Here is a 25,846-nt window from a genome sequence, read left to right as displayed (position 1 = left end):
TATTAACCACCTTGTTGAGAGGTTTCTAATAGCATAAATAATTTACTTGGGTCTTGATAACCTGGCACCATCATGCCATTTTCAAGTATAATTGCAGGCGTACCAGTAACGCCAACTTGGCGACCAAAGTCAAACTCTTCTTCAATAGGCATATCACAAATACGTGCAGCAACCGTAGAACCACTTTTCGCTTTTGTTAGCGCCGACTGCGCATCTTCATGACACCATATTGAGCGTAAATCTTTAAAGCCCTGTGAATAACCACCAGAACGGTCTTTCACACCAGCACGCGGATACGCTAAATAGCGGACAGTTATACCTTTATCATTATAATCGTCTATTTGTTCATGCATTTTACGACAGTAACCACAGGTAATATCAGTAAATACTGTCACTACATGCTTTTCGTTTTTTGCTGGGTAGACGATCATAGCATCTGAGAACTTAACCATACCTTCAACACGCACTTGCGCTAGGCTTTCTTCAGTTAAGTTACTGACGTTCTCGCCTAATCCGTACATTTTCCCATGTAACAAAAAATTACCATCGGCGCTTGCATAAAATAAGCCCTGATCCGTTAACACTTCAACCACGCCCGCCATTTTAGATGGCTTAATACTGGCAACATTGAAGCCTAAAGTTTGTGAAAGCTTTGCTTTAACGGCTTCAATCTCAGGCGATTGTGCGGCCGATAACATAACACTGTTGTTTGATGGTGTTGCTGGCTCAGCATAGGCGGCAACATTGTAAGTTAAACTTAAAACACCAAGTGCAGCGGCCAATAAAAAATTCTTAGACATAAGTAGTTCCATACCTTAATAAGCGGAAATGAGCGGAAAATTACATTTGCAATTTTTAGTTAAATACAAAGACCGCTTTAATCCCGCTAAAATTACAGTGAAAAAGCCATAATTGCAATAACACTAAGTCTTCCAATAGCTAATATCGGCAATAAAATGTTTATATCTGCGTTAATGCAAAGCTTCTTATTTACTGAGATTTTGTTAAAATCCTGTCATTAGCTCACCAACCACCGAAAGTGGTTCGAATAAACCTCGGTAACTTATTAATGAACATCGCATTATTTTACGGCTCAACCACATGTTATACCGAAATAGCAGCAGAAAAAATTCAAGCAGAACTTGGCACTGATATTGTCAGTTTATTTAATATAAAAGATACCCCATTGGCCGAAATGGCAAATCACGATATTTTGATTTTAGGTATTTCTACTTGGGATTATGGTGAAATTCAGGAAGATTGGGAGTCACACTGGCCTGAAATTGCCAATATTGATCTTGAAGGTAAAATTATTGCGCTTTTTGGCATGGGCGATCAAATTGGCTACACCGATTGGTTTCAAGATGCATTAGGCATGTTACATGAACAAGTACTGGCTCAAGGTGGTTATGTTATCGGTTATTGGCCAAATGAAGGTTATGAATTTGCAGAATCAAAAGCTTTGACCGAAAACAAACAGAAATTTGTTGGTCTAGCCCTTGATGAAGACAACCAATACGATGCCAGTGAAGAACGCATAAAACTTTGGTGCCAACAAATTAACCATGAAATCACGGATATTCTAGCGGAATAAGCTAAATATCATAATAAATAGACAAATTTGGCAAGATCTTTAGGATAAATTGTATTTTGCCATTATAATCCGCGTTATTAATCCCTAAAGAAAATTATTACATGTTTGAGCAGTTTGACCTAGATTCCGCATTATTAGGCGGCGTTGAAAATGCAGGCTTTAAAAAGCCAACGTCTATCCAAGAATTAGTACTTCCAGTCGCTATGACAGGTAAAGACGTATTAGCTTCAGCCCCAACAGGAACCGGTAAAACAGCGGCTTTCCTTTTACCCGCTGCTCAGCACTTACTCGACTATCCTCGTCGAGGTCAAGGTTTTCCGCGTGTACTAATTTTGTCACCAACACGCGAACTTGCCATACAAACTCATGAACAATGTGAGAAATTAACCGCGCTAACCAGTCTTAAATCTGCCGTTATTACCGGTGGTGTTAATTATGGCAGCCATAAAGAAGTGCTTACAGGTAACACCGACATTTTAGTTGCTACACCTGGTCGTTTAATGGAATACATTGAAAGCGAGCAGTTTGATAGCCGTGAAATTGAAATTTTGATTTTAGATGAAGCTGATCGCATGCTTGCAATGGGCTTTGCTGAAACCATTAATCGCATTGTTGGCGAAGCTCGCTGGCGTAAACAAACCATGTTATTTTCTGCAACACTAGAAGGTGCTGCCGTGGTGCGTTTTTCTCGCGAACTTTTAAACGACCCGGTGTTTTTAGAAGCAAATCCTTCTCGTAAAGAAAAAGCAAAAATACACCAGTGGATGCACTTAGCTGACGACAAAGAGCATAAATTCGCGTTATTGATGAATATATTGCAACAAGAAGAAGTTGAACGTGCACTTGTTTTTGCTAATAAGCGCGAAACCGTACAGTATCTTTCAGGCAAACTTTACGCTGAAAACATGCCTTGTGTGTGGCTTGAAGGCAAAATGCAACAAGATAAACGTAACACCTCAGTAGAACGTTTACGCAATGGTACAGTTAATGTTTTAGTGGCAACCGATGTTGCTGAACGTGGGCTTGATATTGACGATATAACCCATGTTATAAACTTTGATATGCCTCGCACTGCTGATATATATTTGCATCGCATTGGCCGAACTGGTCGCGCAGGCAACAAAGGCACCGCTATTTCATTAGTTGAAGCACACGACATGACCGTTATAGGTAAAATCGAACGCTATATTAAAGAGCGCTTGCCACGTCGTGTGATTGAGACCTTAAGACCGAAATATAAAGAAGCACGTGTTGCCACCAAAAAGACCAAAGTGAAAAGAACTGTGGCACAAAAGAAAGCTAAAGCGAAAAAAATGGCGAAACGAACAAAAAGTTAAAGCTCACTTATAAAGCACGCTTTAAACACCAAAAACCTAAACGCATTCGTTTAGGTTTTTTTGTATGTAAAACAATAGATCAATTCAGTATTGTTGAGACTTTCAATCATCTTCTTTGGATAGATACCAAGGCTAATGTCAGCAGAAATAATTACTTGTATAGGGTGAGATGAATCTTTACTATAAATTTTAAAGAATTAAGTGTTCTACTTTTTCATGAGGATAAATGGATTAACCCATGACATAAAATTTAAGCAGTAATGATGTTAACGATAAATTTTATAGTACTGTCTTTTTTCATTCTAACCATCAAAAATGAGCAAAAATCAATCGACTTAAAACGGATATATATCCGTTTATCCTATTTACTGTTAAGGAGTTTCACATGAAGTGTTCATCAATGAGTTTGGCTTTTCTACTGGGTATTTCTACTTTCAGCAGTGCGCAGGCGCAACAACCCGTAGCCATTTCAGCTCAACTTGAGCAAAAGGTAATCGAATGGCGTCGTGATTTACATCAACATCCCGAACTAAGCAATCGCGAATTTCGCACCGCTAAAGTTATAGCTAAACATCTGAAAGGCTTAGGTTTAGAAGTGCAAACCGGCATTGCACATACTGGCGTTGTCGGTGTGCTAGTAGGTGGAAAACCTGGTCCTACAATAGCAATGCGCGCCGACATGGACGCGTTACCTGTTATAGAACAAACTGACCTGCCATTTAAATCCATTGCAAAATCAGAGTATAGAGGCAAAGAGGTGGGTGTAATGCATGCATGTGGTCATGACTTGCACATGGCAATGCTAATGGGGGCAGCAGAAAAGCTCACATCGATGAAAGATGAGGTTGCTGGTACTATCGTATTTATTTTTCAGCCTGCCGAAGAAGGCGCTCCGAATGGAGAAGAAGGCGGCGCTGAACTTATGCTAAAAGAAGGTTTATTTACCAAGCATAAGCCAGAAGTTGTGTTTGGTATACACGTTTGGTCTGCTGGAAATACCGGCCACATTGGTTATCGCGAAGGGCCGCTTATGGCCTCCTCAGATCGTTTTGAAATTACCGTAAAAGGGCGCCAAACTCATGGTTCTCGTCCATGGGGCGGCGTTGACCCTATCGTAGCTGCAGGACAAATCATTGGTAGCACACAGACAATTGTCAGTCGCCAAGTCGATATCACTAAAGCCCCTGCGGTTATCAGCTTTGGTATTATAGAAGGTGGCGTGCGTAATAATATTATTCCAGATGAAGTTTATCTTGAAGGGACTATTCGTAATTTTGATATGGACAATCGTGCGCAAATATTTAAAAACCTAAAAACCACGGCTGAAATGACTGCCAAAGCAACCGGTGCTGAAGCACATGTTCACATTGACGAAGGCTACCCTGTTACCATTAATGATATAGATCTGACACGAAACATGCTGCCCACTATTGAGCGCGTTGCAGGTAAAGACAAAGTCCATGTTAACGACTTAGTTACCGGCGCAGAAGACTTCTCATTTTTCGCTCTTGAAGTGCCAGGGCTCTTTGTATTTTTAGGCGTAACTCCAGAAGGTGAAAATGCGGTAAGTGCCCCAAGCAATCATTCACCGTTTTTCTATGCAGACGAAAAATCATTAAAAACCGGTACTGAGCTTTATGTCAATTGGGTATTAGATTATAACAAGCTGTAATCCTGCCCTTAATTGCACCATAAAATGTAACAAAGTGCTTGGTTAACCAAGCACTTACTTTTCATCTTTTTACTTTTCATTTACCTTAAATAAACTCCTTCGTTCACGTTTTTTAAAAATAATTGTAGATAATCCCCCTTCCTTGTTAAGGCTATCGTTAACTTCAGGTTTATAAGCGCAAATTTCATAACTTAGTGAGCGTTAAGTAGCTCTGGTAGCAAGATCACTTAGCAGTACCGTAGACAAGTTTTATTATTTAAAGTTTAAGTACTTACTCTAGTATTCCAAACTGGAAAATCTCCAATTTATGCACTACGTTTTAAACAGCCAGATTATTGAGCTCTCTCCTGTAAATTGGCTAACCTCAACTATTTTTACTAACAGCGTGCTTTATTGAAAATAACATATTGGTATGGCTAACAAGAGGATCATCACATGCTAAGACGGAAATTTTTGACTGGTTTAGGGATCAGTGTTGGTGCAAGTTTATTGGCTTCAAAACAACTACTGGCAGAAACCCAATTGCCGGTCTATAAAAGCAATACTATCGCGCCAGCCGATTGGACAGCATTACGTGACTTGTTTCCATTAACCAAAAAATACATTCAGTTATCTACATTTTTATTAACGTCCCACCCTAAACCTGTTTCCGATGCTATAGAAATGCACAGACGCGGTTTAGATGAAAATCCTGCCGATTATTGGCACCATCGATTTGAAACAATTGATAATGATATCGCTGAGACAGCTGCAGAATATATGGGAGGTAAAGCTAAAAATATAGCATTAACGGACAGCACGACCATGGGGCTTGCCTTGATTTACAGTGGTTTAAAATTGGCACCAGGAACAGAAATTTTACAAACAGTCCATGATCACTACTCAACAGATATGTCATTAGCCTACCGAGCAAGGCGTACTGGTGCGAAAGTCCGACGGATAGCGCTTTACGAAAACCCATCAACCGTTAGCATAGCCGATGTAATTAAGCTATTAAGAGAAGGAATTAACAAGAATACTCGTGTGGTTGCAGCGACATGGGTGCATTCGTCAACCGGTGTAAAGCTGCCCATTAGAGCAATGGCAAATGCTATTAATTTAATTAACCAAGATCGAAGCAAAGATCAACAGATACTATTTTGTGTCGACGGAGTCCACGGTTTTGGCATTGAAAATGAAAATATTGCCGCTTTAGGATGCGATTTTTTTGTCGCTGGCACACATAAATGGCTGTTTGGACCACGTGGTACTGGAGTTATTTGGGGAAACGATCGTGCTTGGGCAAATACTGAGCCTGTTATTCCTAGTTTTAGTGCCTCATATGATGTGTGGTTAGGCAATAGTGTTCAAGAGCAAGTCCCTATGGGTGAGCATATGTCGCCAGGTGGCTTTCACTCTTTTGAACACCGTTGGGCCCTACCAGAGGCTTTTAAGCTCCATATGCAACTGGGCAAAGCCAATGTGCAACAACGCATTCACCAATTAAATACTCAAACAAAAGAAGGCTTGGCAAAAATGCGCCATGTAACGCTATACACCCCGCAATCCAGTGCACTTTCTTCAGGGTTAGTATGCTTCGACGTTGCAGGCATGAACGCGGGTAATGTAGTAAAGACGTTACACAGCAAGGGAATTATTATGAGTAGCACGCCTTATAGGAATAGCTACGCGCGATTTGCTCCGTCACTAATAAACAATGAGCAGGAAATTGAAAAAGCATTAAGCGAAATACGAGCATTAGCTTAAGCACTGCTAGTCGTTTTATTTTGTTACTTAAAAAGCCTGCAAGAAGCTCTTATGGCTAAAAAAATGAAGTAGGTTTGCTGTAATTAACTGTTCAGCGGGCTATTCTCTAAAAGCTATAAAGGGCTATTTTTGCCTTTATAGCTTTTATATTCAGTTCAATGGACTTAAGGTAATCGACTTAAGGTAGTCGATTTAACTTAATCGACTTCTTTGCGCAAAAACACCCAGTCATTTCCTTTACTTAAATCACTAGAATATTGATAACCCGCCACATCAAAATCTTTCAGTTTTTCAACATCCGTGATTTGGTGTTCTATAATATAGCGCGCCATTAATCCGCGGGCTTTTTTAGCAAAAAAACTGATCATTTTATATTGGCCATTTTTCCAATCTTTAAATGCGGGGGTAATAATTTCAGCGTTTAATACTTTCTTGTTAACCGATTTAAAATATTCATTTGACGCTAAGTTAATTAAAACATTATCGCCTTGAGCAGCTAACGCTGTATTTAAATGTTCGGTAATAATATCGCCCCAAAATTGATACAAATTAGTGCCGCGATCATTATCTAATTTTTTACCCATTTCTAAGCGATAGGCTTGCATTAAATCGAGCGGCTTTAATAGCCCATATAAGCCAGATAATATACGCATATGCTGCTGCGCAAATTCAAAGTCTTTCTCGCTAAAAGATGGAGCATCTAGGCCTGTATAAACATCACCATTAAAAGCTAATATTGCTTGGCGTGCATTTTCCGGCGTAAAAGGAGTTGCCCACTCGCCAAAGCGAGCTGCATTTAAACCCGCTAATTTATCACTAATGCCCATTAATGAACTAATATCGGCAGGCGTCAGCGTTTTACACTTCTTCATTAACACTTTACTGTCGGCTAATAGTTCAGGTTGGGTATATTTTTCAGTCGCAACGGGGGATTCATAATCTAGATTCTTAGCAGGAGAAACAACAAGCAACATTATATATCTACTCTATCTTAAAAAGTTTTTGTCACTATAACACAGGCAAAAACGAATATAATTATCTTCATTATGCATTGATCATCTAACTTATCACCCACACAGCATACAATCGTGGGTTTTATCTAAATAATTTCGCTATCACTCTTGCTAAATTATGAAAATTTGATACAAATATAGATGAATAAAACAGATACCTAGCAATTTCAACCTATCTTGCTTGAAAAACGTTGTAATATTTCACCAAATTTTACGAATACACTCATCTGATTCCATTATTAATACCAAGGGACATATTATGACCGATCAACTTTCTCAATTAAAAGCAATGACAACTGTTGTTGCAGACACCGGCGATATTGAAGCTATTGCTAAGTTTCAACCACAAGATGCCACTACAAATCCGTCTTTATTATTAAAAGCCGCTTCTTTACCTAATTATCAGCAATTGCTAACGATAGCGGTAGAGTGGGCAAAAACTCAATCTGCAGATGCTGAGCAACAAGTTATTGACGCAGCAGATAAGCTTTCGGTATTAATTGGTTTAGAAATTTTAAAGATAGTCCCGGGCAGAATATCAACGGAAGTTGACGCACGTCTTTCATTTGATACCCAAGCTTCTATTACAAAAGCACATAAACTTATCGCTATGTACAACGAAGCAGGTATTAGCAATGATCGCATATTGATCAAAATAGCTTCTACCTGGGAAGGTATTAAAGCAGCAGAGCAATTAGAGCGTGAAGGCATTAACTGTAACTTAACTTTATTGTTTAGTTTTGCCCAAGCGCAAGCTTGTGCTGAAGCCGGTATTTACCTAATTTCACCTTTTGTTGGCCGAATTTTAGATTGGTACAAAAAAGATACTGGCCGTAATGACTATTCAGCCAGCGAAGATCCCGGCGTAGTATCAGTGACTAGTATTTATAATTATTACAAAGCTAAAGGCCATAATACGGTTGTGATGGGTGCGAGTTTCCGTAATATTGGTGAAATACTTGAATTAGCGGGTTGTGATCGTTTAACCATCAGCCCTAACTTGATGGACGAGTTAGCCAACTCAACTGAAACGGTTCAACAAAAACTCTTTAGCGATCAAGCACCATTAGCCAAAGAATCGCCACTTAGCGAAGCACAATTTAGATGGCAAATGAATGAAGATGCGATGGCCACGGAAAAACTAGCCGAAGGTATTCGCAATTTCACCATTGACCAAGTTAAACTTGAGCAACAATTACAGGCAATGCTATAAATTTTTCATATTAAAACTTGTTGTAATGTAAGGTTTTGTAACTAAAATGCAAAATAATGTTTCTCTTATATAAGTAACTGTGGTATTAAAAAGCTGCAGTTGTAGAAACAGGGAGCATACCATGGAAAAATTTCAACAAGTATTGGACTCTTTAGGCACACAGCCAAAATCAAGTTCGAGTAATAATAAGAAAAGAAAGTGGCGTGAGATTGAACAACTGAAAGAAAAATTTCAACTGGAAAGAGAATTAAAAGCATATGATGATTCTTTAGAAAGCATGTTGAAAGAGTTTTAACCAAGCATACTAATGCTAATAAAAACATTTAAAACGACCGAAAACCCGGACAATACCGGGTTTTTTATTGGCTTTTTTTAGCTTTATTAGCTTTTATTAGGAATAATAAATGGTAAATGAAGTCGTAGGTTTTGGTAATAGTAACGCCAAAATCATTTTCTATATCAGAAACCGCCCACCTCTCGATATTTATCAAAACCTAACTAGTGTAAAAGCATTAGTGCCTAACGAAATTACTCATATTTGTGATGAAACTGGCAATCATTGGCGCAAAATTTTTAATGTTTATGCTAAATTGTTATTTGAATTAACACCAAAACACTTTACCAGTTGGCAGAAATTGAGAGATGAATTTCTTCTACAGAAACACAGTGATAGCTGCTTACTTTTTTCAGTACCAAATTTACCAATAACAAGAGATAGTGTCGCCAGAACAACCGTATCTAAAATACACGACTCTACAGAAATTAAGCCCACTAAAAAGCTGCATGTTATATTAGGTAAAGGCTATGCTGAGCAACTCGGCATTTGTAACGACTGTACTTGGCTCAGTCATGATTTTGCCATTAATATTGAATTAGGGCTTATTATTTGCCCTTATTTCGATTATCGACAGCTATCAAATATAAAGATAACTCAATTGACTGGGCTCATCCGACAATTAACAGCACCTGAAGCCTAATTAGTTTTTTTCGTTCTGCTATAAATCGATTTAATAATTTCACTTACCTTGAAATCAAATACTTAAGAAACTCGTTTAGCATAGAGACTTAAAAACGAAGATTAAACTCCTCTTCCCCTCAAACATAAACTATTTTATTACCTATGAGTTTTACCTAGTCACTTTTATATGTAGCAATTAATTGATAACTGTTAAAATGAAAAAACCGCTTAATAGCGGTTTTTTATCTCTAAATATTTTTACATTAAAAAATCAATTGAACACACTCAAGCTCTATACTACAAAATACTCTTCAGTGCTTTTTCAAGTTCAGCAACCGTTCGGTCAATATTGTGCAGTTTTTCTAAACCAAACAAACCAATCCGGAAGGTTTTAAAGTCATTACGTTCGCCAACTTGCATAGGCACGCCAGCAGCAATCTGTAAACCAACAGAGGCAAACTTCTTACCATTGTGGAATTCATCATCGGTTGTATAACTGACCACCACACCGGGTGCTGCAAACCCTTCTGCTGCAACACTTTTAATGCCATGCTTTGTAAGTAACTCCCGAACACGTTGACCTAGCTCTAGTTGTTCTTGACATACTTTTTCAAAGCCATAGGCTTTGGTCTCTTGCATAATATCTCTAAAGCGGGTCAAACCATCGGTCGGCATAGTCGCGTGATAAGCATGACCACCATTTTCATAGGCTTCCATAATTTGAAGCCATTTTTTTAGGTCACAAGCAAAACTATCACTCGTGGTTGACTCTATTCTTTGGCGCGCTAACTCGCTTAACATAACTAAACCACAACAAGGTGAAGCACTCCAACCTTTTTGCGGCGCACTAATTAGCACGTCTACACCCGTTGCCTTCATGTCTACCCAAATAGTACCTGAAGCAATACAGTCAAGCACCAAAATACCGCCCACTTGGTGTACGGCTTCTGCCATTGCTGTAATATAGTCGTTAGGCAAAATAATGCCCGCAGAAGTTTCTACATGTGGGGCAAAAACAACATCAGGAGATTCAGCTAAAATAGTGGCGACTACATCAGCAATAGCTGGTGGAGCAAAAGGTGCTTGGGCATCATCGCTGGTTTGCTTGGCTTTTAGTACAGTTTCGCTGCTAGGAATATCGCCCATCTCAAAAATCTGGCTCCAGCGATAGCTAAACCAACCATTACGCACAACCAAAACTTTTTTGTTGCGCGCAAATTGACGAGCAACCGCTTCCATACCAAAGGTACCACTGCCAGGTACGACAATCGTGCTATGAGCTTGGTAAACAGATTTTAAGTCCGCAGAAATGTCATTCATAACCTGTTGGAACGAACCAGACATATGGTTCAAAGAGCGGTCTGTGTATACAACGGAATATTCTAATAATCCATCAGGGTCAATATTGGGAAGCAATCCAGCCATGTTAGGGTCTCTTAGTAAGTATTTATAGCATGATACTGCCGTATATTGGCCTGACCTTCAATATGTTTTACATAAAATTACTGCCACAATGTGGACCATAATCAGGTGAGAAATTTTTATGATGACTTTTGCAATGGGAATGCAATCATCACCCATTAAAGAATTGAAAATAAACAAGTAATAATTTTTGGCGCTCTTTCTGAGGTAAAATTAGTGCAGATAAGGTTATTTGGTATACAATCTATTTTTATCCCCCTATTTTTAAAAGGATATTTTGTTGTGAGTTCAGCCATAAACAATCATCAACCTCTTAGGTGGTTATTAGCCCTCGCCGCTTTATATACGCTTTATCTTGCGCAGTCGTTAATTATACCTATACTATTTTCTGGCTTTATTGCTTTGTTATTAAGCCCACCCGTAAAATTTTTAAGAACTTTTTATATTCCACGTGCGATTTCTTCATTTGTTTTATTAGCTTTATTGGTAACACCGTTTACTTTTTTAGCTTCAGAGTTAATCGAGCCAGCGCAAAAGTGGGCGCAGTTGTTACCTAAAATTACCGTCCAGTTAAATCAAAAAATTGACACAATAAGTGATGAATTTGCTAATCAAAAAGAGATAGCTGAAGCTGAAGTTGCGGCTAGAAATAATACAGACCAAGGCTTTAGCTTTTTTGGTTTATTTTCAAATGATAAACCAAAGCCAGAAAAATCTGATGAATTAGAAGAAAATACCGTTGAAAAGCATATAAAACAAGGTGGTATAGAGCTAATAATTAACGGGCTCAGTAGTGCGCCCATATTTTTAGCCCAATGTTTCGGCTGCTTAATATTAATTCTTTTTTTACTTACCTACGGACCATCGGTATATATTGCCACCAGAAGATTCCCCCAAATTGCCAATAAAAAGAAGCTCGACTCCATTGTTTACGAAGTACAAAAAGTTTTATCTAAATATATTGTCACCATAAGCCTTATTAACTTTGTTCTTGGTGTTGCCACAGCAATTGCCTTTGCCATACTGGGTTTAGACGACCCTATTTTATGGGGCGCCTTGGTGGGTTTACTTAATTTTGTACCTTATATCGGCTCCGCTATTAGTATTGCAATTTTAACGTTAGTTGGCTGCGTTCAATTTGGTTTTACACTGATTGCCCTAGTTCCAGCCGGCGTGTTTTTAGTTATCAATGTGTTGGAGTCACAGTTACTAACACCTATGGTATTAGGTACCAAAATGCAGCTAAATCCACTAGTGACTATTTTATGGTTGTTCTTTCTTGGTTGGTTATGGGGAATGTTAGGAGTGCTACTCGCGGTGCCTATTTTAGTTTGTATTAAGTTAACGCTTGAGCGACTAAATTTACTCAGCCACTGGGTAAGCTTTATTGAAGCAAAAGGGTAATTCATTCATTATTGATCAGATAAACCGTAGCATACTTATGCTGCGGTTATTAACACCACACTATGCGTTTAAAAACACCGTTTATGTAACAGAGACATTTAGGTTAAGTAAAATTTTCATTATTACGTGTTAATATTTCACTTATTAAAAACCCAAGTTATTTGTTTTTTTTAAGTGCATGAATATTAACAGTTAAAGTTTTTTATAATTTGGCTCAATGTTTGCAATCTTAATACTGCAACTATTGAATTATTAAGTAACAACAACTGTTATGTCAAAAGGAGAAACATCACATGGCTAGTACAACCTCAAACAATGAGAAAAAAGCACAATCAACTCATCCATTATCGGATAAAGTGCAAGACGCTTTACACGAGTCTGTAGATACACTGGCTGAAAAAGCAGCGCACACAGAAGACCGTTTACGCAATGCTGCGCAGTCTAGCAGTGAAAATTTTGAAGCTAAGCAGCAAGAAGTACAAGCAAAATGGGATCAGTCTTCTCTGAAAAAATATGCCACTGAAAATCCAATAGCTACAGCGGGTATTGCTTTTGCTGCAGGCGTACTGCTAACAAGCATATTCCGCAGAAAATAATAGCAACTGAATAGGAAGCGAATATAGTGACGATAAGCGCAGACTCAGAAAATCAGCCTAAGCATGACAGTGCTGAGGCTGAAAGCTTACGCATTTCACAAGCGCAAGCGCAAGAGGCAGAAGCGTCGTTTCATGCCACATATTCAGCGATAGCTAACCTTTTTAAAGTCAAACAAAAAAAGTATCAAAAAACCTTTGAACTCGCACTTTTAGAGGGAAAAATATCCATTCAAGCAATTGCTGTATTTGGTATTTTAATTTTATTAACCTTCATAATAGTTGCAACACTTTGGTGTTTAATAAATGTGGCGATAGTGATTGCTGTAATGCAATTATCTTCCTCCATTTGGTTGGGCTTGCTCGTTGCAGCAGGCATTAATACTCTGCTCTTTGCTTTTTGCTTTAGCTTAATGAGAAAGGTTAAACGTGAAGTAGGTTTTAACCGCACTAAACGAGTGCTAAAAGGTGATTTATGATATTTTCATTATTTAAAAAAGCTAAACAAGCTGACCAATGTGAAGCTGATTTAAAACTATTACAAAAGCTAGACAAATCCCAAAGTCACCGTGCAAAAGTAAGGTCTTTGGCACTGATAACATCACCAAAAGGGTTAGCCGCTATTTTTACCATAGGTGTAGCCAGAGGCTTCATTAAACCAAGCATTGCTCGACAACTTAAAAGTATGGCAATTGTTTTTGGTAAAACGACTATAGATGATTGGTTAACAGGCGACGTCACACAAGTGTCTGAGTAGAATAGAAAAGTAAAATATCTATTTACCAACTTTATTTAGTACGGGCCAACCTCTAAAAAAGAAAAAGACGCAATAATGCGTCTTTTTCATCTGATTAAAAGCCCGTTCTAATCAGTCACTCCAGAAAGGTTAACATCACTTAACCTACTCGGTGTAAAGCACAAACTTTGTTACCTGATGGGTCTCTCAAATAAGCAAGGTAGAGTTTACCCACTGGTCCTTCTCTAACACCTGGTGCATCTTCACAAGCAGCACCACCATTAGCAACACCCGCAGCTTGCCATGCATCAGCCTGCTCAGGAGAAGATGCAGCAAAGCCAATAGTACTACCATTACCATGACAGGCCTTTTCACCATTGATTGGCTTACTTATTGAGAATATACCCGTGTCAGTAAAGTAAAAACAACGGCCTTTTTCATCAATAACACCCGGCTCGTGGCCTAGTTCACCTAAAATAGCATCGTAAAAAATTTTTGATGCGTTTACATCGTTTGCGCCGACCATAATATGACTAAACATTTAACTTTCCTTTTTAACTGAACAATATGACGAAAAAGTGACTTAAACTCGTGCCTTTTTCGTTATTCAAAACGCTGTTCACTAGCATGCACGAAAAACAGCTAATAACACAATAATAATTTAGTATGAATTCTTAACGATATTAGTATGAGAGGTTAAGTTTTTTTGTAAATTCCTGACTGTACTTTAAAAACACTCGTTTATAATGATTTTAAAATACGGTTAATTGACGCTGATGATACAGTTTAATGAACAATTTCGTTATTATTTGGTCATAAAAAAGGTAAAAACCAAAGTGAAGCCACAGTAAAGCAAAGCTAAAAATTAAGCTTTAGCTTATTGTGGTTTACTATCAGATAAGTTTTACTTACGTTAAAATGAACTTGAACATTTTTTAATAGTTAATCATTGGAGCAACTTTTGCTTAATAAACTCCCCTTTTTATCAGTAACTTTCATTACCACATCACTTTTATCGTTAACATTAAGCTTATCGGTTAACGCAAAAAACAACCAAGTAAGTAGTATCGCGCAAACAACTGCTGAATATGCTGCAACAAGCTATCAGAATGATATGGTTAATAGTTTACGTGCACTAGTTAAACACAATACTGTGGCTAAAGAAGGTATGTCAGCTAATGACAATCCGGCTCATATTGCCTTTAAAGCTGAGTTAAAAAAACAAGCTCAAACACTCGGATTAGACTTTAGTGATGACGGCTATGTCGTTATCATTGGCTTAGGCGATCAAAAAGAGCGTGTTGGCATTATTACTCATGGCGATGTCCAACCAGTTAACCCTAAGAAATGGCAAAACTCGCCTTTTGAGCTTGATACCATCACCGAGCCTGGACGTTTAATTGGCCGTGGCACTGAAGACGACAAAGGCCCTATTTCCACAGCACTCTATGCTATGAAAGCCATTAAAGATAAAAATATCGCCCTCAATAAGCGCATTGAATTATACATTTACATGGCAGAAGAGTCTGACTGGGAACCATTAAAAGCTTATATAAAAACCCATGAGTTGCCACAAACAAATATTACCATCGATGCTGAATACCCAGTCGTAACAGCAGAAAAAGGTTACGGCACGGTTAAGTTAGTTTTTAACAAGCAAGAAAAGCCCACTATTTCGCCTTATGTTAGTGAATTTAGTGGCGGTTTTTTTGGCAGCCAAATTCCTGAAGACGCCAGTGCAACTATCGAAAATGCGAATATTGTACTGCTGCAAAGGTTAATGCGAAAAGCGCGGAGCTATCAAGGTGTTAATTTTGATCTTGAATTAAAAGACAGCACCTTAACGGTTAACGCGTTAGGAAAATCAGCACACTCTTCAAAGCCTGACGAAGGTGTTAATGCCATTCCATATTTAGCTGATTTACTTTCGAGTACGCGTTGGGTAAATAACGGTCCTGGCACTTTGGTTAATTTTATTAATGATAATATTGGCCTCGGATTAGAAGGTAAAAAGTTTGGCAACATCGCTTATGAAGATGACTTTATGGGCGCAATGACTTTCTCTCCTACCGTTATTAAACAGCATAACACCAACCTAGAGCTGAACATTAACTTACGTCGCCCACAAGGAAAAACTAAGCAGCAATTAAACGATGAAATTCATCAAGCGGTGGTGAACTGGAACAATAAGTTTGATGCTAACGTTACCGAATTAGAACATTATATTGGTGAACCATTTATCCAAAAAGATGCGCCGCATATTGATACCTTATTATCAGTATTTACCCATTACACTGGTATAAAAGACGCTAAGCCAATCGCTATTGGCGGCGGTACAAATTCACGGTTATTTCCCAATGCTGTAAGTTTTGGGCCATCAATGCCGAATACCGAATATACCGGTCACTCAGAGCATGAGTTTATTACCATGGAGCAGTTTGTTTTGAACTTAAAAATGTATACCGCAGTATTGGTTGAATTAGCCCAGCAGTAGCCAACGGAAAACTCTCCGTTTGTAGCGGCCTAGTGCAGTAAACAATTTAATGCTTTGGTGTTTAGTACACTGACGCGATATTATTTAACAAAATGACTAATGTATGAGTGTTATGAAAAAAGTTTGTGTAGTTACCGGTGGCAGCTCTGGAATTGGCTTAAGTATTGTTAAGTTGTTTTTAGCCAATGATTATCAAGTATTTAATCTCGATATTAGTGCTTCAACTTTTGGTGAGTTTTGTCAGTGTGATATGACTAATGTTGATCAGGTTGGTAAAATAATTGCTGATATTGCCAAGCAAGGCAGCATTGAGGTGTTAGTTTCTAACGCCGGTATTCATTTTTCAGGCTCAATTGAAAATACCACGGAAGCTGAGTTTGAACGAGTATTTAATATTAACGTAAAAGGGGCTTACGCCGCCGTTAAATCCGTACTACCTGCGATGAAAGCACAGCAAAATGGCGCGATAATTTTAATGGCTTCCGACCAAGCACTTATTGCCAAGCATAACTCTTTTGCCTATAACCTCAGCAAAGCTGCACTGGCTTCAATGGCGAAAACTACCGCGCTCGATTACGCCCAGTTTAATATTCGCGCCAATGCCGTTTGTCCCGGCACTATAGAAACACCATTGTATCATCAAGCTATTGATAATTACTGTGCAAAGTCAGGCGCGAATAAAACAAATATACACGCTGAAGAAGCCGCGCTGCAACCTTTAGGTAGATTAGGACAAGCAGAAGAAGTTGCCGAGTTAGTGTACTTCTTAGCTTCAGACAAAGCTAAATTTATCACGGGTAGCTTACAAGTTATCGATGGCGGCTATACCGCCCAGTAATGCTAAAACTTACTATGCCCCTACTGCAAAGCAGCCCAAGCCAACACGAAGTAAAATGATGATGAAAATAATTGATCCTCACCTGCATTTATTTGATCTTTCACAAGGTAATTATCAGTGGCTAAAGCCAGAAAATCCGCCCTTTTGGCCTGATAAAATTTTGATTGAAAAAAACTTCTCTGAGCAAGACTTAGTGCTAACAGCACCATTAGTGTTGGCAGGTTTTGTTCATATTGAAGCCGGCTTTGACAATCAACAACCTTGGCGTGAAATTGCTTGGCTAGAAAACAGCTGCAACTTGCCATTTAAAAGCATTGCTATGATCGATATTACCTTGTCGAACGAAGTATTTTTACAGCAACTCAAAAAGTTAACGGTTTATCGAAGTGTTGTTGGTGTGCGCTATATTTTAGATGATGATGCTCTCGCTATTCTTAGCGATAAAACCATTCATAAAAACCTTGAAAGTTTAGCTGTCCATAAACTAAGCTTTGAACTTCAAATGCCGCTTACCGATACACCTGCTGTCGATTGTTTAGTTGAAATGTTGACCTTAGTACCCCGTTTAAAAGTATGTATTAATCATGCAGGTTGGCCAAGAGTAGCCGAACAAGAGCCGAGTTGCTGGTTAGCCAATATTAAACGCTTGGCAACGTTTGAGCAGGTATTGATTAAATGCTCGGGTTATGAAATGGCAGATAGACATTACCCGACTGGTTGGCCACAGCAAATCATTAGTCGTTGCATTGAAAGCTTTGGTATTAAACGGGTGATGTTAGCGAGTAACTTTCCGTTAAACTTGTTTCGAGCCAGTTATCAACAGACTTGGCTGCACAATACTGAACTGCCCTATAAACCAGAGCAATTACAGCAATTATGCTTTAGTAATGCGCAGGATTTTTACCAGTTTTAACCAACGTCGACTGACAATAATTTACCTTTCATTTAAAATAAAACTCGTAATACCCCGATACTTAGCGCAAAATAATTCCTTATAAATCTTAATTTAGGTAAAACTATTCCGTTTAACGCTTATGGATGCATTCGATAAAAAAATACTCAACATTTTACAACATGACTGCACAGCCTCGGTCAGTGAAGTAGCCAGTCAAGTGGGTTTGTCCACCACGCCCTGTTGGCGACGTATTCAAGCAATGGAAAAGTCAGGCATTATTAAAGGCCGCGTGGCACTGGCAGATCCTGAAAAACTTAATGTCGGTTTAACGGTATTTGTAACAATAAAAACCAATCAGCATAATCCAAACTGGCTGAGTGAGTTTAGGAAAGTCGCGATAGACTTTCCTGAGATACTAGAGTTTTACCGAATGAGCGGCGAAGTTGATTATTTATTGCGTGTTGTGGTGCCTGATATGAAAGCATACGACAGCTTTTATCAGCGCTTAATTACCCGAGCGAGTTTTGCCGATATCAGCTCAAGCTTTGCCATGGAAGAAATTAAATACACCACCGCCCTACCTATTGACTATATTTAACGAACGCATTAAAAAAGGTAGCAAAAGCTACCTTTTAATCACTACTTAATCACTAACGCCAATAGCAGCCTGTAAGTGCTTTTTACTGATACCTCTAAATTAAAAAACACTTTGACTTTTCTTAGAGCTGACAGCTTTAAACTGACCGCTACCTGTCCATTTATTTCAATGCATTAACCGTAACATTCGGCGAACGTTTGACAATTTCATCATTTAACTCAATACCAATACCTGGCGTTTCAGACACTTCAAAAAAGCCATTTACCGGTTGTGGATCTTGTAAACATAACTCACGGTTCCAGTCTTTAATAGCATAGGTATGATGTTCATGAATTAAAAAGTTAGGGATCGCCGTTTCAAGGTGCAAAGACGCTGCCGTGGCAACAGGGCCGCCACAAACATGGGCTTGAATGCGAATATCATAAACATCAGCATAATCACAAACCTTTTTAGCTTCAGTAAAACCACCACATAAGCCAATATCAGGTTGTAAAACATCAATACTTTGATCTTCAAAATAAGGCCTTACATCCCAGCGGTGATACAATCGCTCACCACCAGCAATCGGCACATTAACGTTATCAGCAACTTTTTTATGCACCGCTGAGTTAAGATAATTTACTGGCTCTTCATAAAACATACAACCAACTTCTTCAACAATTCTTCCCATTTGAATCGCTGATGCCGCGCCCATTAACGAATGCGATTCAAAAATAATATCGACATCTTCGCCAACAGCATCACGAATAGCCCGTAAACGATTACCAAACAAACGCATTTGTTTTGGGGTAAATAATTTCGTGCGATCGAATGAAGAGCTACCGTCTTGGTTATAAACAATCGGATCAACCTTTACTGCGTCATAACCTTGTGCCACTGCTTTTAGTGCCGCTTCTGCATATTGCGCTGGCTCAATCAGTTTATTAATTTTTTCATCCCAATCAAACTGTAATTGACTAGCATAAGTGCGCAGTTTTTCATTGGTTTTACCGCCTAATAATTGATAAACCGGTAAACCAAGTGCTTTACCTTTTATATCCCATAAAGCGGTGTCAATTGCGCTCATTGCAGAATAAAGTACCGGTCCGCCGCCTAAACCCCAAAAGCTTTCTCGCAGCATACGCGACCACAGTAATTCAGTATTAAAAGGATTAAAACCAATTAACACCGCTTCGCTAATTTCTTTTAACATGGCGGCTGCTGCGCTATGACCCCAGTCATATGCTAGGCCAGCCTCACCAACACCGCTAATGCCTTCATCGGTGTGAACACGAATAAAAACGGGGTTCCAACCTGGACGCTTTGGACATTCAATATCAAAAATTTCTACGTGAGTTACTTTCATTATGCTCTCTTTATATACTTTTTAATGCGGTTCTAAAATGACTAAACTAAGTTATTAAGGACTTAGCGCTTAAGGCTTATAGCGCAAAACTTGCGTCTTCTTTATACACTCGGCGTAACATCGCCGGCCAAGCTTTTTGTCCACCGGTTGAACCGGTATGTACAACATTTGCTTGGGCTTTAATACCATCCACAATGCTTTGATCAACCAACAAGGGTTTCATGCCCGTTGACATCACTTGCACTTGAATTTGACAAGCACGTATCAAGTCGTACATATGCATAAACGCATCACCAATGGTATTACCCAAAGTTATAGCGCCATGGTTACGTAGCAACATAAAATTTGTATCGCCTAAGTCTTGCTGAATGCGCAGCTTTTCATCGTCATTAACCGCTAGACCTTCATAGTCGTGATAACTTAATGAGGCTAATGCGAACATAGAATATTGACTAATCGGCAGTAAACCTTGCTCTAAACTTGCCACCGCGATCGCTTCATTACAATGTACGTGCAGTGCACAAAGTGCATCGTGTCGTACTGCGTGAATCGCACTATGGATAGTAAAACCTGCAGGGTTAAAGTCGAATGGACTATCGGCATCAACAATATTACCGTCCATATCAACTTTAACTAAGTTTGACGCGGTTATTTCATCAAAGCGCAAACCAAAAGCATTGATCAGGACATGCTCAGTATTTGGAATACGCACTGAAACGTGGGTGTAAATTAGGTCATCCCAGCCATGCAGAGCAATGAGTCGATAACATGCAGCTAAATCTACTCTAAGTTGCCATTCTTGTGCTGATACTTTATTTTTTAAATCGATTACCGGAAGTGTTAACATCAGCTTCTACTATTATTCCTTGAAAAATACGTTAGTGGTATCTGTGATTTTATTGCTACAAACCTTATCCTATGATGACCTTGAGTGAAAGCACCAGATATTCTTAGATAGAATTAAAAAGGCTAATTATGTGTATTTTATTTATCGCCATAGATCAACACCCAGATTACCCGGTCATTATTTGCGCGAACCGTGATGAATTCCATCAACGACCAACACAAAATATGCATTATTGGCCAGAGAGAAATATATTAGCTGGTAAAGATTTACAAGCTGGTGGTACTTGGCTTGGACTAAGCCCTACAGGTAACTTCTCAGCCTTAACTAACTTTCGAAGACCAGATAGTTTTGATGTCAATAAACGCTCACGTGGCGATTTAGTGTTACAAGCACTGCAAAACGATGAACATAAAACAGTGGAATATTTAACACAAAACTCAGCCCAATATAACGATTTTAACTTAATTTTTGGTCCTTTAAATAAGCTGCAAGCTTTTGACAGTGTAAATAAAAAATTTGTCGCACTAAATTCAGGCTTTCATAGTGTGTGTAATGGCGCATTAGATGATATTTGGCCGAAAATGGCTTTAGGAATAAACAATTTAGAACGTTTGATTACGTCAAATAAAGTCAACGTAACTGAACTGTTAGCTGTGATGATGAATCAACAAGTCGCCGATAATCAACAATTACCTGATACTGGCCTAAATACAGAATTGGAATCACTACTGAGTAGCATATTTATCAATTCCACTGACTATGGCACACGTTCAACCACCATTATATTACAAACAAACGCAGGTGAAATTGAAGTTAATGATTGTAGCTATAACTCTGACGGTGAAGTCGTTGAGCAAAATAAATTTCAGCTAACCCCAAGCACCGAGCACCGAATTTTAAATTTACAGTAAATAACATTTCTAAATTAATTAAAATATGGACTATTGTTTATATAGTCAATCAACTTTAATTGTGTCATTGTTATTCATCAAATTCTAAGATTAATTAATTAATAAAAAACATTATATTCAAGTAGTAAAGTGGCTGACTACAAATTATTTATATGATTTACGACTACCGTATTTAATAGGGAATCCTCTTTTATGGTTAGACAACATAGTAAACACAAACTCACCAGTCTCATTACATTGTGTTTAATAGCTTACTCTCTGCTTACTTCCTCAGTATTTGCACAAAAAAACATACCTACTTTAACCATACTTAATTGGTCTGAATACATTGATCCGAGTATTGTTTCTGCATTTGAAACAGAATTTAACGTTAAAATTGTTGATGTGTATTACGAAACTGATGATGCTAGAGATAAATTTCTCAATCAAACAAATGGCATTGGCTATGATGTCGGCATCGTTAGTGGAATGATGATGCAAATTTATAGTAACAAGGGATGGATTGACTCAATTAGCACCCAAGATGTACCTAACCTGAAATATATTGATGATAAAATAAGAAACTCTCACCAAGGTACTTATGGTTATAGCGTACCTTATACTTGGGGTACCATGGGCATTGCTTATAGATCTGACCTAGTGGAAAAGCCAATTGAGACTTGGATGGATCTTTTTCAGCCACAAGCGTCGCTAAAGGGAAAAATAGTGATGATTAAGGGCGCGAGAGAGCTACTAGGAGCAGCTTTGAATGCTAAGGGCTATTCTATAAATAGTATGGACAAGAAAGAACTCGCAGAAGCTGAGTCACTGCTACTAGCTCAAAAACCGCATGTACTCAAATATGGTTATATTCAACTAACAACTGAAAGCATATTAATTCGAGGTGCCGCAGCGGCAACTATTGCCTACGGTGGCGATGCTTTGACATTAAGTAAATTAGATCCCAATGTTAAATATGTTTTACCTAAAGAAGGTAGCAGTATTTGGACCGACCATTGGGTAGTATTCTCACAATCAAAAAACAAACAACTAGCATATAAATTTCTTAACTTTATGAATGAGCCAAAAAACGCCGCGAAAAATGCGGAATTCATCTATATGGCGACCCCAAACATTGCAGCTAAAGAGTTTCTCTCACCGGAGTTTCTCAGCGACTCAATAATACATCCGAGTGCCGAACAATTAAAAACGTTAGAGCCGCATCTTAAGCTTCAAGGACGAATGCTAAGAACGCGGAGCAAAATATACAATAAAGTTATAAATTAAAGAGTTAAAATGATAAAGAAACAACTGCGAACTAAATTACTGGCACTAACATTACCTATGGTAATAGTGCCAATAATGCTTTTCGGTTGGATTTCAAGTCAACAAATAGTCAGTATTGCTCATGACAATATTGAAAAAAACATTAGCAGCTATGCAAATCAAACTCAGGGATTATTAGAAAAAGCAGTTTCTGTTGGCTTATCTAATGTCGAGTTGTTTGCACAGCATGATCTTGTTAATCAGTATGCACTTGCTTCTGAAAATGAGCGCTACAATCTTTTACACCCAATTCTTCTCAATGTTTTTCATGCCTTTAATAACGCTTATCCCGAGTACACTGAAATTCGCTTTATTTTACCTGACGGTTATGAGGATGTCCGTTATTCAAATGATGAACACAATATTAGCGAAGAGGAGTTGAATCATCCAGCTATTGAGCAATTGCATCGGTTACAAGTCAGCAGTACTTTTTTGTTTAGTGTCAATCCAGACAATCAAAAGCCTGTAATATATTTTGCCCGTAGTATTACATTGAATAATTTTGCTTCAGATAATTATGGTACAAAACCAATATTAAGAGGTTATTTACTTTTAACCACCTCATTAGATGAACTACAACAACATTTAAATCAAATGGCTGAAGATTCACACATGCTATTTATGCTAGTTGATCAACAGCAAAATCCTCTATTGATGTCACAAGTTACAAAAATTACAAATAGTCCCTTTAATACCTTACCCATTGCACAGTTGGCCCAAGCCATTAAAGAGTCAAATCCCCAAGGGAATGGCGCTAAAAAATATGACCATCACCAATTAGACTTTATGCTGGATATTTACGATGTTCAAACATATCCACTTAACGATAACTATTCGCTCAACGCTGTTTACCAGCAATCATTATATTTGCAAGATGGCGCTAATGTTCAAAAGATATTACTGATACTTATTGTTTTATCCATTATTATTCTCACTGTTTTGTTGGTTTTTGGCCTTAAACGTTTTGTATTATCACCACTTGATATTCTCAATAATGCCACACAAGAAATAGGTGACAATAATCAAGAAGTTTGTATTCCAGTTAGAACACAAGATGAATTAGGCCATTTAGCACGCGCTTTTGAAAGTATGAATAAAAAACTTTTACAAGCGACTAAAGAACTGCAAACACAAGCCTATACCGACATTTTAACTGGCTTGCCAAATCGCTTAATGTTTAATGACTACCTTGGTCGGTTGTTAGCATACTCTAAAAGAAACAATGTACAGTTCGCTTTGCTATTTATTGACCTAGATGACTTTAAAGTGGTGAATGACAACCTAGGACACAATATGGGGGATATGTTATTAAAAAACTTTGCCCGGCGAATTAGTGATTCCGTGCGCTTGGAAGATTTCGTCACCTCCCCATTTAAAGAAGACTCTAAGGGCTTTATTGCCCGATTAGGTGGTGATGAATTTATTGTTGTCCTCAATGATATTAAACAAAGTAATGACATTTCAATTGTTGCTCAACGGATTATAAAAACACTTTCCGAGCCTATTATGTTGAATGAGTATGAACATTTTGGCTCAACGAGTTTGGGAGTTTCTGTTTATCCATACGATGGTCTCACTATAGAAAGCTTGATTCAAAATGCAGATATAGCCATGTATCATGCAAAAAAAATGGGCAAAAACACTTATCATTTTTACTCTCATAACATGAGAGAAGAACAGGATGAAATTAATCAGCTTGAAGCAGCGCTACGTAAGTCGATTCAAACAAAAACAGGCTTGGAAATGCATTATCAACCAAAAATCACTCCTAATCCGAACCGGGTAAGTGGTTTTGAAGCACTGATTCGTTGGAAATTGGATGATGGTGAAATGGTCAACCCAGAAAAACTCATTCGTGTGGCAGAGCAACGAAACCTTATTATTCCCTTAACCGAATGGATTGTGAATGAGGTGTGTAGGCAAAATGCTTATTGGCAGAAAAACAATCTATTTAAAATACCGATTGCTGTAAATTTTTCTGGTACTCATATCATGAGGGAAGACATAAGCGAGATGATTATGTCGGCATTATCAACTCATGACTTAGCAGCTGAGTATTTTGAAGTGGAAATTACCGAATCTAGTATTGTTGACGGCTCTAAAGGCATTATAGAAAATTTACAAAGACTACAAGCCTTAGGAATTACTGTTGCGGTTGATGACTTTGGTACCGGTTTTTCATCGTTAAGCTATTTATCTAACTTCCCAATTAATACGGTTAAAATTGATCGTACATTTGTTAATAAGATTAATCAGGGTAATCACTCGGCTATTGTAACCGCAATTATTCAAATGTCGCATGCTTTGGGCCATACAGTAGTTGCTGAAGGAGTTGAGACACAAGAACAACTTGATTTTTTAACCCAAGGAAAGTGTAATTATATTCAGGGGTTTTTCTTTAGCAAAGCTTTACCTGCTAAAGAGGTTCCAAATTATCTAGAACAACTTAATAAATAGCCAGCAATTAAGCCATTACAAAATATAGCCAGTACTGTACACCCGAGCTTAGCGCGAGGAAAACCAAATAAGCAGTAAATTGTAGAATCTAGGTGTTAGTTTTACTTGTGCAGAATTTACAGCATTTGGCGTATTATAGCGGCAATAATAGCAATAAAAACCACTACCCACAGTATTTTTGAGTACTTTTGCTGCTGCTCTGCTTCCATGGGCTTGCCGTAACGTTCCCCTATAATGACCATTAGAGCAACGGCTGCAAATACACAAAATAAAATAATCAATAAAGTCATTGGGGTTACTATCCTATTGGGGGAAATTTTATTGGCGACTGTTAAGTTTTTAGCAAGAAGCAGTCACGAAAGTTGAAGTATCATACCGAGATTAATGTTATCTGCAAACTTTCCGAAACAATACTAAAATACATTTAGAAAACAAATTCATTCAGAACATGCATCTATGCTTTCATTT

The 25,846-nt window shown here is 38.1% G+C and carries 25 protein-coding genes; 18 read left to right on the top strand and 7 right to left on the bottom strand.

Translation table 11 applies throughout. The features are described from left to right. Window positions 1-2: 2 nt before the first annotated feature. Window positions 3-800 carry a bifunctional protein-disulfide isomerase/oxidoreductase DsbC gene (gene dsbC, locus B5D82_RS02670; protein ID WP_081149011.1) on the bottom strand — a complete coding sequence of 266 codons (798 nt, stop codon included), beginning with the start codon at window positions 798-800 and terminating at the stop codon, window positions 3-5. A 269-nt stretch (window positions 801-1,069) separates the two neighbouring features. Between dsbC and fldB the strand changes: the two genes are divergently transcribed. The 4 genes from fldB (at window position 1,070) to B5D82_RS02650 (ending at window position 6,349) form a co-directional block, all read left to right on the top strand. After that, window positions 1,070-1,594 carry a flavodoxin FldB gene (gene fldB, locus B5D82_RS02665; protein ID WP_081149009.1) on the top strand — a complete coding sequence of 175 codons (525 nt, stop codon included), beginning with the start codon at window positions 1,070-1,072 and terminating at the stop codon, window positions 1,592-1,594. Window positions 1,595-1,695: 101 nt separating this feature from the next. After that, complete coding sequence (srmB, locus tag B5D82_RS02660) at window positions 1,696-2,931, top strand: ATP-dependent RNA helicase SrmB (RefSeq protein WP_081149006.1); 1,236 nt, start codon at window positions 1,696-1,698, stop codon at window positions 2,929-2,931. A 385-nt stretch (window positions 2,932-3,316) separates the two neighbouring features. After that, window positions 3,317-4,603 carry an amidohydrolase gene (locus tag B5D82_RS02655; protein ID WP_081149002.1) on the top strand — a complete coding sequence of 429 codons (1,287 nt, stop codon included), beginning with the start codon at window positions 3,317-3,319 and terminating at the stop codon, window positions 4,601-4,603. A gap of 435 nt (window positions 4,604-5,038) precedes the next feature. Continuing rightward, the gene (locus tag B5D82_RS02650) at window positions 5,039-6,349 is read left to right on the top strand and encodes an aminotransferase class V-fold PLP-dependent enzyme (RefSeq protein WP_081149000.1); all 1,311 of its coding nucleotides are present in this window, start codon (window positions 5,039-5,041) and stop codon (window positions 6,347-6,349) included. A gap of 197 nt (window positions 6,350-6,546) precedes the next feature. On the opposite strand, the gene yaaA is transcribed toward B5D82_RS02650, so the two are convergent. After that, window positions 6,547-7,323 carry a peroxide stress protein YaaA gene (gene yaaA, locus B5D82_RS02645; protein WP_081148998.1) on the bottom strand — a complete coding sequence of 259 codons (777 nt, stop codon included), beginning with the start codon at window positions 7,321-7,323 and terminating at the stop codon, window positions 6,547-6,549. Between the two features lie 298 nt (window positions 7,324-7,621). On the opposite strand from yaaA, the gene tal reads away from it, so the two are divergent. The 3 genes from tal to B5D82_RS02630 all read left to right on the top strand — a co-directional run bounded on the left by tal (window position 7,622) and on the right by B5D82_RS02630 (window position 9,552). Further along, window positions 7,622-8,575, top strand: coding sequence for a transaldolase (gene tal / locus B5D82_RS02640; protein WP_081148997.1), 954 nt, complete (start codon window positions 7,622-7,624; stop codon window positions 8,573-8,575). 121 nt (window positions 8,576-8,696) lie between these two features. Continuing rightward, window positions 8,697-8,870, top strand: coding sequence for a DUF3545 family protein (locus B5D82_RS02635; protein WP_081148995.1), 174 nt, complete (start codon window positions 8,697-8,699; stop codon window positions 8,868-8,870). A gap of 109 nt (window positions 8,871-8,979) precedes the next feature. Then, on the top strand, window positions 8,980-9,552 hold the full coding sequence (locus B5D82_RS02630) for a DUF6942 family protein (RefSeq protein WP_081148993.1): 573 nt from the start codon (window positions 8,980-8,982) through the stop codon (window positions 9,550-9,552). Between the two features lie 278 nt (window positions 9,553-9,830). Here the strand turns inward: B5D82_RS02630 and B5D82_RS02625 are convergent, their stop codons facing one another. Continuing rightward, the gene (locus B5D82_RS02625) at window positions 9,831-10,958 is read right to left on the bottom strand and encodes an aminotransferase class V-fold PLP-dependent enzyme (protein ID WP_081148992.1); all 1,128 of its coding nucleotides are present in this window, start codon (window positions 10,956-10,958) and stop codon (window positions 9,831-9,833) included. A gap of 279 nt (window positions 10,959-11,237) precedes the next feature. Here B5D82_RS02625 and B5D82_RS02620 point away from each other — a divergent pair, with 279 nt between their 5' ends. The 4 genes from B5D82_RS02620 to B5D82_RS02605 all read left to right on the top strand — a co-directional run bounded on the left by B5D82_RS02620 (window position 11,238) and on the right by B5D82_RS02605 (window position 13,709). After that, window positions 11,238-12,359 (top strand): AI-2E family transporter, encoded by a 1,122-nt coding sequence (locus tag B5D82_RS02620; RefSeq protein WP_081148990.1) that lies wholly within the window; start codon window positions 11,238-11,240, stop codon window positions 12,357-12,359. A 293-nt stretch (window positions 12,360-12,652) separates the two neighbouring features. Next, entirely contained in the window at window positions 12,653-12,955 is a 303-nt protein-coding gene (locus tag B5D82_RS02615) for a DUF883 domain-containing protein (RefSeq protein ID WP_081148988.1), read from the top strand. A gap of 26 nt (window positions 12,956-12,981) precedes the next feature. Next, the gene (locus tag B5D82_RS02610) at window positions 12,982-13,431 is read left to right on the top strand and encodes a hypothetical protein (protein WP_081148987.1); all 450 of its coding nucleotides are present in this window, start codon (window positions 12,982-12,984) and stop codon (window positions 13,429-13,431) included. After that, window positions 13,428-13,709 (top strand): hypothetical protein, encoded by a 282-nt coding sequence (locus B5D82_RS02605; protein ID WP_081148985.1) that lies wholly within the window; start codon window positions 13,428-13,430, stop codon window positions 13,707-13,709. The genes B5D82_RS02610 and B5D82_RS02605 overlap by 4 nt, the downstream gene beginning before the upstream one ends. A 139-nt stretch (window positions 13,710-13,848) precedes the next feature. Here the strand turns inward: B5D82_RS02605 and B5D82_RS02600 are convergent, their stop codons facing one another. Next, window positions 13,849-14,229 (bottom strand): VOC family protein, encoded by a 381-nt coding sequence (locus B5D82_RS02600; RefSeq protein WP_081148983.1) that lies wholly within the window; start codon window positions 14,227-14,229, stop codon window positions 13,849-13,851. Window positions 14,230-14,649: 420 nt separating this feature from the next. Here B5D82_RS02600 and B5D82_RS02595 point away from each other — a divergent pair, with 420 nt between their 5' ends. The 4 genes from B5D82_RS02595 (at window position 14,650) to B5D82_RS02580 (ending at window position 18,513) form a co-directional block, all read left to right on the top strand. Next, window positions 14,650-16,182, top strand: a complete 1,533-nt coding sequence (locus B5D82_RS02595; protein WP_245807543.1) for a dipeptidase — start codon at window positions 14,650-14,652, stop codon at window positions 16,180-16,182. 112 nt (window positions 16,183-16,294) lie between these two features. Further along, entirely contained in the window at window positions 16,295-17,020 is a 726-nt protein-coding gene (locus tag B5D82_RS02590; RefSeq protein ID WP_081154257.1) for an SDR family NAD(P)-dependent oxidoreductase, read from the top strand. Then, entirely contained in the window at window positions 16,998-17,933 is a 936-nt protein-coding gene (locus tag B5D82_RS02585; RefSeq protein ID WP_216629013.1) for an amidohydrolase family protein, read from the top strand. Before B5D82_RS02590 ends, B5D82_RS02585 begins: the two co-directional genes overlap by 23 nt. A gap of 121 nt (window positions 17,934-18,054) precedes the next feature. After that, complete coding sequence (locus B5D82_RS02580; protein ID WP_081148981.1) at window positions 18,055-18,513, top strand: Lrp/AsnC family transcriptional regulator; 459 nt, start codon at window positions 18,055-18,057, stop codon at window positions 18,511-18,513. Between the two features lie 160 nt (window positions 18,514-18,673). Here B5D82_RS02580 and B5D82_RS02575 read toward each other — a convergent pair whose 3' ends face one another. Both B5D82_RS02575 and B5D82_RS02570 read right to left on the bottom strand, forming a co-directional pair. Further along, window positions 18,674-19,858 (bottom strand): mandelate racemase/muconate lactonizing enzyme family protein, encoded by a 1,185-nt coding sequence (locus tag B5D82_RS02575; RefSeq protein WP_081148979.1) that lies wholly within the window; start codon window positions 19,856-19,858, stop codon window positions 18,674-18,676. Between the two features lie 76 nt (window positions 19,859-19,934). Beyond that, window positions 19,935-20,705, bottom strand: a complete 771-nt coding sequence (locus tag B5D82_RS02570) for a class II aldolase/adducin family protein (protein ID WP_081148977.1) — start codon at window positions 20,703-20,705, stop codon at window positions 19,935-19,937. A gap of 128 nt (window positions 20,706-20,833) precedes the next feature. Here B5D82_RS02570 and B5D82_RS02565 point away from each other — a divergent pair, with 128 nt between their 5' ends. The 3 genes from B5D82_RS02565 (at window position 20,834) to B5D82_RS02555 (ending at window position 25,378) form a co-directional block, all read left to right on the top strand. Beyond that, the gene (locus B5D82_RS02565; protein WP_081148975.1) at window positions 20,834-21,616 is read left to right on the top strand and encodes an NRDE family protein; all 783 of its coding nucleotides are present in this window, start codon (window positions 20,834-20,836) and stop codon (window positions 21,614-21,616) included. Between the two features lie 192 nt (window positions 21,617-21,808). Continuing rightward, window positions 21,809-22,882 carry a polyamine ABC transporter substrate-binding protein gene (locus tag B5D82_RS02560; protein ID WP_081148973.1) on the top strand — a complete coding sequence of 358 codons (1,074 nt, stop codon included), beginning with the start codon at window positions 21,809-21,811 and terminating at the stop codon, window positions 22,880-22,882. 9 nt (window positions 22,883-22,891) lie between these two features. Beyond that, window positions 22,892-25,378, top strand: a complete 2,487-nt coding sequence (locus tag B5D82_RS02555) for a bifunctional diguanylate cyclase/phosphodiesterase (RefSeq protein ID WP_081148971.1) — start codon at window positions 22,892-22,894, stop codon at window positions 25,376-25,378. Between the two features lie 116 nt (window positions 25,379-25,494). On the opposite strand, the gene B5D82_RS19825 is transcribed toward B5D82_RS02555, so the two are convergent. Beyond that, window positions 25,495-25,668 (bottom strand): hypothetical protein, encoded by a 174-nt coding sequence (locus B5D82_RS19825; protein ID WP_157673827.1) that lies wholly within the window; start codon window positions 25,666-25,668, stop codon window positions 25,495-25,497. Between the last annotated feature and the right edge of the window lie 178 nt (window positions 25,669-25,846).

Origin of the sequence: Cognaticolwellia beringensis (assembly GCF_002076895.1) — a bacterium.
Taxonomy (GTDB): Bacteria; Pseudomonadota; Gammaproteobacteria; order Enterobacterales; family Alteromonadaceae; genus Cognaticolwellia; species Cognaticolwellia beringensis.
This window is presented reverse-complemented; position numbering and strand designations above follow the sequence as displayed.

Coding starts and splice junctions, on each gene's coding strand:
- B5D82_RS02605 (WP_081148985.1), top strand. CDS start 13,428: ATGATATTTTCATTATTTAAAAAAGCTAAACAAGCTGACCAATGTGAA.
- B5D82_RS02555 (WP_081148971.1), top strand. CDS start 22,892: ATGATAAAGAAACAACTGCGAACTAAATTACTGGCACTAACATTACCT.
- yaaA (WP_081148998.1), bottom strand. CDS start 7,323: ATGTTGCTTGTTGTTTCTCCTGCTAAGAATCTAGATTATGAATCCCCC.
- B5D82_RS02585 (WP_216629013.1), top strand. CDS start 16,998: ATGGCGGCTATACCGCCCAGTAATGCTAAAACTTACTATGCCCCTACT.
- srmB (WP_081149006.1), top strand. CDS start 1,696: ATGTTTGAGCAGTTTGACCTAGATTCCGCATTATTAGGCGGCGTTGAA.
- B5D82_RS02630 (WP_081148993.1), top strand. CDS start 8,980: ATGGTAAATGAAGTCGTAGGTTTTGGTAATAGTAACGCCAAAATCATT.
- dsbC (WP_081149011.1), bottom strand. CDS start 800: ATGTCTAAGAATTTTTTATTGGCCGCTGCACTTGGTGTTTTAAGTTTA.
- B5D82_RS02650 (WP_081149000.1), top strand. CDS start 5,039: ATGCTAAGACGGAAATTTTTGACTGGTTTAGGGATCAGTGTTGGTGCA.
- B5D82_RS02590 (WP_081154257.1), top strand. CDS start 16,295: ATGAAAAAAGTTTGTGTAGTTACCGGTGGCAGCTCTGGAATTGGCTTA.
- B5D82_RS02615 (WP_081148988.1), top strand. CDS start 12,653: ATGGCTAGTACAACCTCAAACAATGAGAAAAAAGCACAATCAACTCAT.
- B5D82_RS02565 (WP_081148975.1), top strand. CDS start 20,834: ATGTGTATTTTATTTATCGCCATAGATCAACACCCAGATTACCCGGTC.
- B5D82_RS19825 (WP_157673827.1), bottom strand. CDS start 25,668: ATGACTTTATTGATTATTTTATTTTGTGTATTTGCAGCCGTTGCTCTA.
- B5D82_RS02625 (WP_081148992.1), bottom strand. CDS start 10,958: ATGGCTGGATTGCTTCCCAATATTGACCCTGATGGATTATTAGAATAT.
- B5D82_RS02635 (WP_081148995.1), top strand. CDS start 8,697: ATGGAAAAATTTCAACAAGTATTGGACTCTTTAGGCACACAGCCAAAA.
- B5D82_RS02570 (WP_081148977.1), bottom strand. CDS start 20,705: ATGTTAACACTTCCGGTAATCGATTTAAAAAATAAAGTATCAGCACAA.
- B5D82_RS02600 (WP_081148983.1), bottom strand. CDS start 14,229: ATGTTTAGTCATATTATGGTCGGCGCAAACGATGTAAACGCATCAAAA.
- B5D82_RS02655 (WP_081149002.1), top strand. CDS start 3,317: ATGAAGTGTTCATCAATGAGTTTGGCTTTTCTACTGGGTATTTCTACT.
- B5D82_RS02580 (WP_081148981.1), top strand. CDS start 18,055: ATGGATGCATTCGATAAAAAAATACTCAACATTTTACAACATGACTGC.
- fldB (WP_081149009.1), top strand. CDS start 1,070: ATGAACATCGCATTATTTTACGGCTCAACCACATGTTATACCGAAATA.
- B5D82_RS02575 (WP_081148979.1), bottom strand. CDS start 19,858: ATGAAAGTAACTCACGTAGAAATTTTTGATATTGAATGTCCAAAGCGT.
- B5D82_RS02560 (WP_081148973.1), top strand. CDS start 21,809: ATGGTTAGACAACATAGTAAACACAAACTCACCAGTCTCATTACATTG.
- tal (WP_081148997.1), top strand. CDS start 7,622: ATGACCGATCAACTTTCTCAATTAAAAGCAATGACAACTGTTGTTGCA.